Genomic DNA, 12,770 nt, shown 5'->3' on the forward strand with positions numbered 1-12,770 from the left:
CGAGACGACGAAGTAAGGATGCGGACGAACCATGGCGCTGATGATGAAGAACAGGAAGCACCTGGGTATCCCGAACGGTACCAAGCCCGAGACCGAGCAGAGCGGACCGGTTGAGGGGCCCGAGCCCCAGATGACGACCGCCACTCGGCGCGGCTTGCTCGGCTGGTGGGCCCGACGGCAGGAAGAGCGGCAACTGGCCGGATCCTACTTTTTTTACCCGCACCTCATGGCGCTCAAGCCCAAGGAGCGCCTCTTCTTCCGCTCGGACTACTTCGAGGTCGACTCCTCGGTCGCCTGCGTCCTCGGCTACTTCCACGACGACGCCTCGCACGACGCCTTCGCCCCGTTCTGGGGCATCGACAGGATCCCGTCGGGGCTCGACGAGCGGGTCACGGCGGTCGTGCTCGAGCAGGTCGTGCGTAAGGACGACAAGTGGGTCGACCAGTACACCAAGCAGTCGGAGAAGCTCGACTCTCTCGAGACCAGCGAGCAGGAAGCCTCGGGCACGACCTCGTCAAAACGCAAGGCCGCCAAGGCCTCGGCCGACCGCGAGGCGATCATCGGCGAGCTCCAGGACGGAGCGGCCTACCTGCACGTGCACAACCGCCTCTTCCTCAAGGCACCGGACCTGGAGACCCTCGAGGACACCATTGAGCGCATCACGCGCCTCTACATCGACCGCTTCGGCACGCTCAAAGCCGCGGCCTACGTCGGCGAGCAGCGCCAGGAGCTATCGAGCCTGTTCAAGAACAACGACAAGAAGCGCGGCAAGGGCTTCCACTACACCTCGACCGAGTTCGCTGGCTCCTACTCGCTGGTGACCAACGGGCTCAACGACAAGGACGGCGAATACGTCGGGTTCATGGTCGGTGACGTCAATTCCTCGGCCGTGCTCATGGGTGTCAACAACTACGCCCACCACGTCGTCATCGCCGACCCCACGCTGTCGGAGTACCTCGACCGCGAGCGGGTGTCGAACATGTGGTGCTCGAAGCTGTCTCAGTCGACGATGCTCGACAACGGCCGCGTCGTCCACCTCGTCCTCGACGGGGCCAAGATGGACAAGCTCGGGCCGACGTTCGAGCGTCTGACCGCCCGCGTCGACCTCAACTCCGGCGACGTGAACATGTTCGAGATGTTCGGCGAGGAGAAGGACGAGCTGGCGATCTTCTCCACGCACATGGAGAAGCTCAAGCTCATGTTCGAGCAGCTCTACGAGTCCTCGGATGGGGCAGTGACCTCGATCATCCGGGGCAATCTCGAGCGAATCGCCACGGACTTCTACATCGACCAGGGCATGTGGCGCGAGAACGCCCAGCACATGCGCAAGAAGCTACGTGTGGTCGGCATTAACCACGCGCATGTGCCGAAGCTGCAGCTGTTCGTGTCTTACCTCGACATGGCGCACAAGCGTTTGCTGGCCTCGGACAAGAGCGACCCCGACCAGCTCCGGGCGCTCAACCTGCTCCAGACCATCGGCCAGACGATGCTCTCGACCAACGGCGACCTGTTCAACAACACCACGGCTGCCGCGATTGACGGGATCCGCGACGCCCGCCGGGTGCTCTATGACTTCTCGCGGCTGATGACGCGCGGGCGCGGCGTGGCCATGGCCCAGTTGGTCAACATCGTCGGCTTCGCCGTGGCTGAGCTCGGCGTGGGCGACACCGTGATCATCCATGGAGCCGACCTCATTGACGACCGGGTGAAGACGTACATCACCGAGCAGTTCGAGCACCTCTTCGACCGGGGAGGGCGCGTCGTCTACAGCTACAACGACGTCGACAAGATGCTCTCGGACTCGAAGTTCAACAAGTTCGACGCCGCCGACTACACCGTGCTCGGGCCGATGCGCGACTCAACGGTGCTCGAGTATCAGAAGCAGCTGGCCCAGCAGATCCCCCGCGACCTCGCCAACCTCATCACGACTCGCGGCGAGAGCTTGTCGTACCTGCGCCGCGGCGTGACCAACGTCGTCTTCCACCTCGACCTGGCCCTGGGGATCAACCCCTACCGGGAGGCCCAGCGGCGCAAGGTCCGCCTCGAGGCGGCCCGGGCCGAGGAGGCCGAGCGGATGGCCCAGATCCTCGACGACGAACCTACTCCGGGCGCGAATCTCACATCATTGGGCAACAAGAAAAATGATGATTTGGACGATGACTCGAATGACGGACCGGCTGAGGATCGAAAGGTGAAGCCGGCCGCGGGGCTCGCCAAGAAGGCCCCGCGCCGTGGCACGACGAAGAGGGGCAAGCGAACGAAGCTGGCCAAGAAATGAACCGAGGGGACGCGATGGAACGGTTGGGCACGGCGATCACGCGCGTGCGAGGGGGGGTCGGCGGCGTCCTGCTCCGGCCGAGGTGGAGCAGGGTCGTCGGCGTGCTCCTCGTCATGCTCGTGACCCCCCTCCTGATCGGGCTCTTGGGGAGCACCACGGCTCTGGCCAACGACAACGCTTCCGAAGACGAGGACAACTACAGCCTGTACCAGCTCGCGTCCAACGGCGCAGGCTACTTCTCCAACTCCAACGAGCCCGGCGAGAGCCTCGGCGGAGCGTGGGGGGACATCGCGGAGTCCGAGCCGGGGGCTGCGGGCTCCCTGCTCGGCTACGGCGACCCGACGGTCTCACAGTTCAAACGCTGGCTCTCGGCCGGACTGTCGGGTTCAACGCAGACGATCACGCACGAGACGCTGGGCAAGGGGGGTGACGCCTTCCTGGCCTACGGCCAGTTCGGGGCGGTCAACAAGGACCTGGGCTTCGACTCAATGTCGAGCGGAGTCATCGGCGACATCATCGGTGGCTTCGCGGGATCGGTGGTGTGGTTCTGCTATGGCGTGTCCCTGCTCATATCGGGACTCTTCTTCGCCTTCATCGAGCTGCTCAAGTTCCTCAACCCCTTCGCGTGGTTCTACACGGCCGTCGCCGACGTGACCACGGCCGAAGGGACGAGCGGGGGCTACCAGCAGGGCCTGGCCGACGGGATGCTCAACAATTGTGAGGGCGGGGACTGCGGACCTCCTGGGGCCCTGTCGGGTGTGGCCAACTTCATCGGCGAGTGGTACGGCTTGCTCGTCGACCTGTCGTGGAACTTCCTCGTCCCGCTCTTCCTCGGCTTCCTTCTCATCGGCCTCGTGCTGTTCAAGAAGATGGACCGCGGCTCGGCGATCAAGAAGTTCGTCGTGCGTTTGCTCTTTCTCGGCTTCGGCCTGCCCGTCTTCGGATCGATGTACACCGCCGTCCTCGACGGCTTCTCCGAATCCGGCGTCGACGCCTCGGCCGGTGCCACCCAGGTGGTCCTGTCCAATTACGTCGACTTCGACGCCTGGGCGATGAACTCCCGGCTTCTCGTGCCCGAGGATGCGACCATCGGCTGGAACGCGGACAAGGGGCAGGCCGACCCGAAGTCGACGATGTCGGCGCGGACCTCGGCGCTGGCGATCAACATCGCCTCCCACCCGGTCTACCGCGACGCTGGCTGGGACGCCGGAGGTGTGTCCAGCAATGCGAAGGACGCGTGGACGGGCGCCTCGAACGTCGACCTGACCCAGGAAGAGCCGGGCTCGTGGCTGCAGGTGGCCACGACGCTGGACATCCTCAACCGCTACATCAGCGGGCAGGAGACGCCAGCCTCGAACTTCGAGTCGGGTGTGAAGAGCTGGCTGTCGGAGAACGCCGATGAGGACATCAAGGAGGACTGGTTCACCAACACGGCCAGCTACGGCGACGTCGAGAAATTCGGTGACGAGGACGACCCGCAGGCCTCCGAGGCCCCGATGATCTCGACCCAGGGTGAGGGCCTGCAGTCGGAGGTCTCCGACGGCGTGCGGACGTTCACGACGAAGAATCAGGAGGACTCGGCCAAGGACTGCGGCTTCATGGTCACGACCGACAACGGCGACCCGGCGCAGTGCAGCATGTCGCCCCTATCGATGTACAACTACCTCAACAGTTCGTTCTCCTCGGAAAGCCTCACTTCGTTCAGCTCGGAGAACGCGATGTCGGGCCTAGTGCGCGAGAACCACTCCTCGGTGAGCCAGGTCGGCTCGGGACCGGCCTCTTTCATGTACTGGGCCAATACCGTCACGCTACTGGGCAGCGTCTGTCTGCTGGGCATCTGGTACGCCTTCGGCATGGTCATCGGCGCACTCAAGCGGACCTTCTCGCTGATCGCGGCGATCCCGTTCGCCACTTTGGGCGCGATCGCGGCGATCAGTAAAGTGATCATCTACTCGGTGGCGATGATCCTCGAGGTCATCCTCACGATCTTCCTCTATCAGCTCGTCGCACGACTGATCATGGGCGTGCCGGCGATCGCCTCGGGGCCGCTGACGAACCTCGTGACCGAGAACGGGCTCCTGTCCAACCTCGGTCTGGGCCCGGTGGCGGTGGTCCTCCTCACCTTCCTGTCGACGCTGCTCATCATCGCCGTGACGTTCATCCTCCTGCGCGTGCGCAAAACCGTGCTCCAGGCCCTGGACGAGGCCGTGACGAAGCTCGTCGACAAGTTCCTGGAGACCGACACCGCTCCGAAGGCGAGACAGGGCGGGGCCATGCAGGCCGCGGCCGGGGGCCTCGGCGCCGGTGCGGGCATGGCGGCGGGCAACAAGCTCGCCCAGGCCACCGGCGGCAAGCTCGGCGGGCTGACGAAGCCCAACGGCAGCGGCCAGCCCGGCCCCGGCGGAGGGGGCAAGAACAAGCCCAACGTCGGCGGAATCCCGAGCAACGCCCAGCTCAAGGGCGGCAATACCAAAGCTCTCGGGTCAGGCCAGTCCGGTCCCGGGGAGCAGGGCCCCGGGGGCAGGAAATCACCTCAGGGCGGCCCGGGCACCTTCAACGGGCCGAAGTCCTCGCCGAAGGAGTCGTCCAACGAGCAAGGCTCGGCCGGTCAGCCGGGGCAGAGCAGGAGGGGAGGACCGCTGCAGCTGGCTGGCGCGCCTCCGGGATCGGCGCAGGAGGACAGGGCTGCGGCCGATGGTGTTGATCGGCAAGGAGGCCTGTCGAGGCTGGGCTTCGACGCGAAGGACCAGCAGAAGGTCGAGATCCCTGGCGGCGGCGTGACGACCGGCGACGTCGCGGGCTCGGACCCGGGTCAGCAGGTGCCCGGCGGCCAGGGTCGGGGCGCCCAGGGCGAGGTCGTCCCCAACCGTCCTGGAGGCCGCGGGCCGAAGGGCGTCGAGCCCGGCGCAGGTCAGACGAACTTCTCCGGCTCGAACCCCGGCGACCAGCAGACCCGATCGACGCCCCGTTCGGGCAGCAGGAGCGACGGTACATCGGTTCCGACGCGGTTCGACGTGCAGGCCGGACCCGGGGGCCAGGCAGGGACCCCGGGCCTGAAGCCGGTTCCGCAGAGCCCGAGAAGCCCCGGCGGGGCGATCCCGCTGCCAGCCGGTCCGACCCCCGCTGCATCAACCGTGCCCGCGGCCGCGACGCCGAAGGCACCGTCGAACGCCGGTCCCACGGTGATCGGCGGGCCGAGCACCGGCGGCGGCGCTCCCAGAGGCAACGGGTTCTCGCATCGGTACTCGAGCCCGTCCGGCTCGGGGGCGCAGGGCTCGCCGAAAACCAGGGACTCGAAGGTCGAGGCGGGCCCCGGCCAGAGGACCAGTTCACAGCCCGGGGCCCGCAAGATCGCGGAGCGCCCGAAGCCGGTCAAGCGGCCGGACGGCTCGTAGGAGCCGATCGGATGAGGTCTCGTCCGGCAGGGGATGCGGTCGATAAGACCACCTTCCCTGCCTGCTGTCAGGAGGTGCGATGGGCTTGAGGACGGGACTACGTAACGAGTTCCCCCGCGGCTGGTGGCGCTCGGCGCCGTGGTGGCTGGCGGGCCTGCGGGAGATAGGCCTGGGGGTCGTGGCCGTCGTGGCCACCGTCGCCCTGCTGCGCCGGGCAGTGCGCGGACTGCGCTCACGGGACGAGCCGGGGGCGCTGTCGGTTTTCGATCGATGTCTCGAGGGCTGTCTGGCCGGACTCCTCGCCCATCTCGCCGGTCTCCTCGGCCTGGCGGTGCTCGGCCTGCGCGGCGAGTTGACGGCAGTGCCGGCGCTTCTCCTTGTCCTGTCCGTGGCGTGGGCCTTGGTGAACGCGGCGACGGCGGGCCTGGCCCTATTTCTCGTCGCCCGCTCGCGGTGGGCCAGGCAGGCGGAGTGGTCGGTCATCGACTTCGTCGCCGCCTGGGCACCGCGCTACGGTCGGCCTCCGGAGACGATCGAAGAGTACAAGGCCGAGCGGCTGCGGGGGACAGATGAGGAGGTGTGAAGAAAGAAGAGGCCCCGTGAGTTGAACTGGTCCCCGATAGTTGGACCGGCTAACTAAAGGTTAGGCCGCCAGGGCCTGAGCTCGGTACTGCACCGGGCTCAGGCCCTCAAGATAGCTATGGACGCGTTCGTGGTTGAACCAGGCGATGTACTCATCCAGCCCTGCGGTGAACTCCTCGACGGTCTCGAACTCGGAGTGGGTGAAGAACTCCTCCTTCAGGTGACCGAAGAAACTCTCGATCACCGCGTTGTCCAGACAGTTGCCCTTGCGCGACATCGACTGAAGACCGTCGACCCCGGCGAGCAGCCGCCGCCAGGACACGTGCTGATACTGAAACCCCTGGTCGGAGTGGACCAGCGGGCTCTGACCAGGGGGCAGGGTCTTCAACGCCTCCCGCAAGGAGGTGTTGGTCAACTCCAGGTTCGGTGACAGAGCGGCCGTGTAGGAGATGATCTGCCGGTCGAACAGGTCCATGACCGGTGACAGGTAGACCTTGTGGCCCGCGACGGCGAACTCGCTCACGTCGGTCACCCATTTCTGGTTCGGCCCCTGCGCGGTGAAGTCACGCTCCAGCAGGTTCGGCGCCACCTGGCCCGCCTGGCCCCGGTAGGAGCCGTAGGGCTTCTTGCGGCGCACCCGGCAGACCAGGCCCAGCTGGTTCATGAGCTTGAGTACGGTCTTCTTCGCTACCCGCCACCCCTTCTTGAGGAGCTGGTCATGGATCCGGCGGTGCCCGTAGCGGCCCTTGTTCTTGTCGAAGAGCTGCCTGATCTGGGCCTTGAGCGCTGCGTGGGGATCCGGGGTTTGGAGTCGGGCCTGGTGGTAGAAGAACGTGGAGCGGGCCAGCCCAGCAACCCGCAGCAGCACGTCCAATCGGTGTTCGGCCTTGAGGGCGACCACAGCGTGAACCCTCACTCTGGTGGATGTTCCCTCAAGGCCCGCACTTTTCCCAGGTAGGCGTTCTGGGCACGCAGGAGCTCGTTCTCACGGCGTAGTCGTTCCAGCTCTGAGGCTGGCTCTTGTGGTGCGCTCTTGGGCGGGCGTCCTCGCTGCTTGGGGCGTAGCCCTTCTGAGCCCTGGGTGCGGTAGGTGCGCACCCACGATTCCAGCAGCTTGGGTGAGGACAGTTCCAGTTCCTTGGCCAGCTCGGTCTTGGGCTCGCCCGCCAGGAGGCGGCGCACCGCCTCGACCTTGAACTCGAAGGAGTAGGACTTCTTCGCTTGTTTGGTCACCAGCGCTCCCGGGCCGTGGATCCGCCACCGTCGGTACAGGCTTCGGACCGCCCATCGCGAGACCCCCAGAGAGGCCGCTACCGCGTGATCGGCTCTGCCTTGCTCGAACAACGCTATCGCTTGGTGGCGTTGGTCCTGGGTGAGTGAGCTGTTCGCTCTCATGGGACTGCTCCCTGGTCGATGGAACTGGATTTCCAGTCCAACTTCCAGGGAGCAGTTCAAGTCCAGCGCTCACGGGGCCTTCATCGTCGCTGGCGGCGTCAGTCGCACTCTTCGGCCCGATGTTTGTCGAGCATGGCCTTGCCGGCGTCGCTGTCCACGCGAACGTAGGTCGTGTCGCCGAGAGTGATCGTATCGTCGGTCATGCTCAACGTCTCGGTCCCGGTGCGCTCATTGCGCTGATCGTCGCCGATGGTGATCCAAGAGATCTGCGAATGGTCGTCGCTGAACTGGCCCGTCGACTCGACGTCGGCCTTGGTGTAGACCGCGTCGCACTTGTACTCGTTGTGCGTGACGTCGTCGCCGTCGACAACCAGCTGGCCGAGGTTGGACGTGCCGTTGACGTCCTCGGCGTAGTAGGTGCCGTCGAGCACACCGCCGCCCGAGCAGGCGGTGAGGGAGAGGCTGAGACCGACCAGGACAGCACTGACGGCGGTGGCCCTGGTCCGTACGGCGGCCCTGGGGGTCTTCATGGTTTTCGTCCTTGTTTGTCGAGGTGGCGGGGGTCAGCTCTGATGCAATCGCTCCAGGACTCGCGCCCACGCCCGGAAGCCAAAGCTGGACCAAAGACTATACACATGACTATCTAATCCACCCCCGTCTCTATCGACACAGGCAGTACTTGCTGCTCTAATTGCCCCAGAGATCGTGTACCACTTGTACCACTTGGGCATTGCTTGACTGAGAATCCTCGACTGAACTGGGGGTTCATCGGGATTCACACTGTGTCTGATCTGCGGTAAGCCGAGCACTCACAGTCTCAGACAAAAGTTGATGGAGCACTGGATGCAGGTCATCGTGTCGGCCCTCCCCTTGACGGACACAGCGACGAGCGTCGACCCGGCATGTGGGAAGCCCCCGGAGCAGAGCGGCCAGGGGCTTCGTCAATGTCGCGGGCGAGGTGTTGTTAAGCGACGCGGTGCTCGCGCAACCATGTGTCGAGATCGTCGATGAGATAGACGACGCGCGATCCGATGCGGACATAGGCCGGACCATCACCGGTCACGCGCCACTTCTTCAGTGTTCCATACGAGAACCCGGTGTAGTGTGCGGCTTCTTCGGTAGACAGGGCAGCAGGGTCGATTCTCACGGAGGTCGTACGTCGGCTCGTGGTGGACCCGCCCGTGGTGGACCGACCCGCTGCAGTGGGCATCGTAGGTTCTCTCTTTCGTCTTTGGCACCGATCCACTCCGGTGCACACGTCGGACAGTCTATCCGAATCATGATTGATAGACCACTCATGTAGTGAGCTATACGTGATTCAGATAAGCGCTCATTGGTGATTATGCGTCATGCGTGGCCCATGCAGAGGCGACAGCAGCCGATGTTTACACTGACCCAATGACACGCGCGACGACAAGCAAGCTGGCTCCAGGGGAGCACACTGCCGAACGCTCGACCCCGAGACAGCTGGCCGATGGTACGTATCGGATGACCTGGACGCTGGTCCATCGCGATGGACGCAAGGTGCGGAAGGATTCCTACGGCGCGACCAAGGGTGAGACCCGGCGCAAGGCGAAGCGTAAGGCCGAGGAGCTGTTGCGCACGGGCGGCGGCACCTGGCGTCTGTCAGACCAGCTGTCGGACTACATCAACAAGGTGACCCGGCCGGCACTCGAGAAGGCCAAGCTCGAGGACCTGAGCCGGGCGAAATACGAGGCGGGGCTGCGGTTCCTCCTCGGAGACTGCGCGAAGTGCAAGAGCAAGGGCAAGCGCCACCAGCATGGGTTCAACCGGCACACCATCGGGTCGGGCACGACCCCTCGAGCCCTCGAGGAGACCTTCACAGAGATCGCCCAGCTGCACGGCCTGTCCACGGCGAAGTCGTGCCGCACGGTGTGGAACAAGTACATCGCTAAGCGCCTCGTTCGCGACGGGATGATGGACTTCAACCCCGTGACGGAAGCAAGCCTGACCGACCTGACCGGCGTTCAGAGGCCGCAGAGGAAGCGCGGGGGTCGAGCTCTCATGCGCCAGGAGTACGAGCTCACGCTGCAGTGGCTCCTCGATGCCGATCCCACCGACTGGCCGGTTTCGCACAAGAAGCACGGGTGGATATGGCGCCCTGAGCTCCAGGTCGCCACCTTCCGCACCAGCATCGACATGACCCTGCTTCAGGCGACCACCGGGCTACGGCAGAGCGAGGCTCGTCTGGTCGACTGGTCCATGGCGCACGTTTCCGGCAACGGGGTCCTGAGCATCGACGTACCGGAGCACGTGGCTAAGGGCGACCACCCGCGTGTCGTCCTGGTCCTTGATCAACGGGTGACCGAGCGACTCCTCAAGCGCCGTGATGAGCAGGGTGGCGAAGGGTTCATCGTCGGTGCGCCGATGGATCCTCTGAAACCCTGGCATCGACAGAGGTGCGGTGAGGTGTGCCGGAAGCTCTACATGCGCATGGCCAAGGCGACCAGGATCGCACTGTTCGAAGAGCAGCGCTCGCACTTGTGGCGCACGACGTTGCGCTCGTTCTTCGTGGGTCAGGTATCTGAGGCGGTACTCAACTCCCAGTTCGGCCACTCGACCAAAGTCGCCAACCTCTACTACACCGATGCCTCCGACCTCAACGGCCTCGCCCAGGCAGCCAAGCTGGTCGACGATGAGTAGCGTCGGCCGCTGGAGAGTCCCGCACAGTACCGCGCAATATCCCGCACAGTGTGAGTAACGTGCGCCCGCCCGGAGCACCTCCGGTCACCCTAGAATCACATGATGACTGAATCACTATGTGGGGATCACATCATCCGGATCGAGCCGAGGCATGCTCGATGGCAATCCAGACAGCGTCCGAACGAGGCGTTCCGATGCAGAAAAAAGCTCTCTGACCTGCGGATATGCAGGCCAGAGAGCGTGATCCAGACGATCAGACGTTGAAGCCCAGCATGCGCAGCTGGTCCCGACCGTCGTCGGTGATCTTGTCCGGACCCCACGGCGGCATCCAGACCCAGTTGATCTTGACCTCGCGCTCGAACTCGTCCAGGGCGCTGTTGGCCTGGTCCTCGATCACGTCGGTCAGCGGGCAGGCCGCGCTGGTCAGGGTCATGTCCAGGGTGATCGACGTGTCGTCGTGGTTCACCCCGTAGACCAGCCCCAGGTCGACGATGTTCACGCCGAGCTCGGGGTCGATCACGTCCTTGAGGGCCTCGCCGATCTCCTCGGCCAGCGCCTCCTGCTCAGGGGTGAGCGGGGCGGCCGCGGCCTTGTCGGCGGTCTCGGCGGACTCGACGCTCTCGGCCTTGTCGTCGGTCGTCGTGGTCTCGTTGTCACTCATTCAGGCGCCTTCCTTCTCCAAGGACTGCGACACCGCGTCCTTCCAGGCCATCCACCCCAAAAGGGCGCACTTGATCCGGGCCGGGTACTTGGACACGCCGACGAACGCCACGGCGTCCTCCAGCACGTCCTCGTCCGGCTCGCCCTTGCCCTTGGACTGCATCAACTCGGTGAACGCGTCCAGGGTCTGCATACCCTCGGCCACCGACTTCCCGATCAGGAGGTCGGTGAGCACCGAGGTGCTGGCCTGGCTGATCGAACAGCCCATCCCCTCGTAGGAGACATCGCTGACGACGGCCTTCTCGTCCAGCTCCGAACCGGGTGCGGGGGTCAGCGCGACCCGGAGTGTCACCTCGTCCCCACAGGTGGGGTTGATGTGGTGCGCCTCGGCGTTGTGCGGATCCCGCAGCCCCTTGTGGTGCGGGTTCCGATAGTGGTCCAGGATGATCTCCTGGTACATCGCGTCCAACTGCATGGTCAGGCAGAATCCTCGTACTAGGCCCTGGTTCCGAAGAACCTCTGGGCGGCCCGGATGGCCTCCACGAGCGCGTCCACGTCCTCAATCGTGTTGTAGAGGTAGAAGGACGCGCGCGTGGTCGCGACGATACCGAGCTTGCGGTGCAGCGGCCAGGCGCAGTGGTGCCCCACCCGGACCTCGACGCCCTTGTCGTCCAGGACCTGTCCCAGGTCGTGCGGGTGGATGTCGTCCACCACGAACGACACCGCGCCACCGCGGTCCACGGCCTCGGTCGGGCCCACGATCCGCACGCCCTCGATCGCGCCCACGTGCTTGAGGGCGTACTCGGTGAGCGTGTGCTCGTGCGCGGCGACCCGGTCCATACCTACCTCGGAGAGGTAGTCACAGGCCGCGGCCAGACCGACGGCCTGCGGGGCCATCGGCACCCCGGCCTCGAAGCGCTGCGGCGGGTCCGCCCAGGTGGAGTGGCTCATGTGCACCACTCCGATCATCGAACCACCGCTGATGAACGGCGGCATGGCGGCCAGCAGCTCCCGGCGCCCCCAGAGCACGCCGATCCCGTTGGGACCGAGCATCTTGTGCCCGGAGAAGGCCAGGAAGTCGACGTCCAGCTCGCGGACGTCCACCGGCATGTGCGGCACCGACTGGCAGGCGTCCAGCAGCACCATCGCGCCGACCTCGCGGGCCCGGGCGGTGATGGCGCCGACCGGGTTCACGGTGCCGAGCACGTTGGACTGGTGCGCGAAGGCCACCAGCTTGGTGCGCTCGTTGACCAGGTCCTCGATGCCCGAGAGGTCCAGTCGGCCCTCCTCGGTCACCGGGAACCAGCGCAGCGTCGCGCCGGTGCGCTGGCACAGCTGCTGCCAGGGCACGAGGTTGGCGTGGTGCTCCATCTCGGTCACGACGATCTCGTCGCCGGGACCGACCTGGAAACCACGCAGCTTGTCATCGGCCGTGGCCGCGTTGCTCATCGCGTACGCGACCAGGTTCACCGCCTCGGTGGCGTTCTTGGTGAACACCACCTCGTCGGCGTCGGCGCCGATGAACCGGGCGATGGTCTCCCGGGCTGACTCGTAGGCGTCGGTGGCCTCCTCCGCGAGCTGGTGCGCCCCACGGTGCACCGCCGCGTTGTGGCGTTCGTAGAACTCGCGCTCGGCGTCCAGCACCTGGCGCGGTTTCTGCGAGGTCGCCCCGGAGTCGAGGTACACCAACGGACGCTCGTCGCGGACGGTCCGGGAGAGGATCGGGAAGTCCTCCCGGATCGCCGCGACATTGAGCAGGCCAGTGTCGGGCTGACCGAGCTCGCGGAGGGTCATGG

11 protein-coding genes are annotated in these 12,770 nt (G+C 65.4%); 4 read left to right on the forward strand and 7 right to left on the reverse strand.

The window, feature by feature from the left end; translation table 11 throughout:
- The first annotated feature begins 40 nt into the window (after positions 1 to 40).
- From HNR07_RS12915 to HNR07_RS12925, 3 genes are all read left to right on the forward strand, one after another.
- Complete coding sequence (locus tag HNR07_RS12915; RefSeq protein ID WP_221318797.1) at positions 41 to 2,278, forward strand: hypothetical protein; 2,238 nt, start codon at positions 41 to 43, stop codon at positions 2,276 to 2,278.
- Positions 2,279 to 2,379: 101 nt separating this feature from the next.
- Positions 2,380 to 5,673: a collagen-like domain-containing protein gene (locus tag HNR07_RS12920; protein WP_184365201.1), complete on the forward strand. Its 3,294-nt coding sequence runs from the start codon at positions 2,380 to 2,382 to the stop codon at positions 5,671 to 5,673.
- A 79-nt stretch (positions 5,674 to 5,752) separates the two neighbouring features.
- Entirely contained in the window at positions 5,753 to 6,256 is a 504-nt protein-coding gene (locus tag HNR07_RS12925; RefSeq protein ID WP_184365202.1) for a hypothetical protein, read from the forward strand.
- A 60-nt stretch (positions 6,257 to 6,316) separates the two neighbouring features.
- Here HNR07_RS12925 and HNR07_RS34360 read toward each other — a convergent pair whose 3' ends face one another.
- The 4 genes from HNR07_RS34360 to HNR07_RS12940 form a co-directional block, all read right to left on the reverse strand.
- The gene (locus HNR07_RS34360) at positions 6,317 to 7,171 is read right to left on the reverse strand and encodes an IS3 family transposase (RefSeq protein ID WP_312893595.1); all 855 of its coding nucleotides are present in this window, start codon (positions 7,169 to 7,171) and stop codon (positions 6,317 to 6,319) included.
- Positions 7,168 to 7,488 carry a helix-turn-helix domain-containing protein gene (locus tag HNR07_RS34365; RefSeq protein WP_221318717.1) on the reverse strand — a complete coding sequence of 107 codons (321 nt, stop codon included), beginning with the start codon at positions 7,486 to 7,488 and terminating at the stop codon, positions 7,168 to 7,170. The genes HNR07_RS34360 and HNR07_RS34365 overlap by 4 nt, the downstream gene beginning before the upstream one ends.
- A gap of 260 nt (positions 7,489 to 7,748) precedes the next feature.
- Entirely contained in the window at positions 7,749 to 8,180 is a 432-nt protein-coding gene (locus HNR07_RS12935) for a hypothetical protein (protein ID WP_184365203.1), read from the reverse strand.
- A gap of 434 nt (positions 8,181 to 8,614) precedes the next feature.
- Positions 8,615 to 8,797, reverse strand: a complete 183-nt coding sequence (locus HNR07_RS12940) for a helix-turn-helix transcriptional regulator (protein ID WP_221318798.1) — start codon at positions 8,795 to 8,797, stop codon at positions 8,615 to 8,617.
- 341 nt (positions 8,798 to 9,138) lie between these two features.
- Between HNR07_RS12940 and HNR07_RS12945 the strand changes: the two genes are divergently transcribed.
- Positions 9,139 to 10,314 carry a hypothetical protein gene (locus HNR07_RS12945; protein ID WP_184365205.1) on the forward strand — a complete coding sequence of 392 codons (1,176 nt, stop codon included), beginning with the start codon at positions 9,139 to 9,141 and terminating at the stop codon, positions 10,312 to 10,314.
- Positions 10,315 to 10,567: 253 nt separating this feature from the next.
- Here HNR07_RS12945 and HNR07_RS12950 read toward each other — a convergent pair whose 3' ends face one another.
- Genes HNR07_RS12950 through HNR07_RS12960 form a run of 3 tightly spaced genes read right to left on the reverse strand, consistent with a single transcriptional unit; the run spans position 10,568 to position 12,768 of the window.
- Positions 10,568 to 10,975, reverse strand: coding sequence for a metal-sulfur cluster assembly factor (locus tag HNR07_RS12950; protein ID WP_184365206.1), 408 nt, complete (start codon positions 10,973 to 10,975; stop codon positions 10,568 to 10,570).
- The gene (gene sufU / locus HNR07_RS12955; protein ID WP_017582562.1) at positions 10,976 to 11,449 is read right to left on the reverse strand and encodes a Fe-S cluster assembly sulfur transfer protein SufU; all 474 of its coding nucleotides are present in this window, start codon (positions 11,447 to 11,449) and stop codon (positions 10,976 to 10,978) included. It lies immediately after the preceding gene.
- Between the two features lie 20 nt (positions 11,450 to 11,469).
- Complete coding sequence (locus HNR07_RS12960) at positions 11,470 to 12,768, reverse strand: cysteine desulfurase (RefSeq protein WP_184365207.1); 1,299 nt, start codon at positions 12,766 to 12,768, stop codon at positions 11,470 to 11,472.
- Between the last annotated feature and the right edge of the window lie 2 nt (positions 12,769 to 12,770).

It is taken from the genome of Nocardiopsis metallicus, from assembly GCF_014201115.1.
GTDB classification, from domain to species: Bacteria; Actinomycetota; Actinomycetes; order Streptosporangiales; family Streptosporangiaceae; genus Nocardiopsis; species Nocardiopsis metallicus.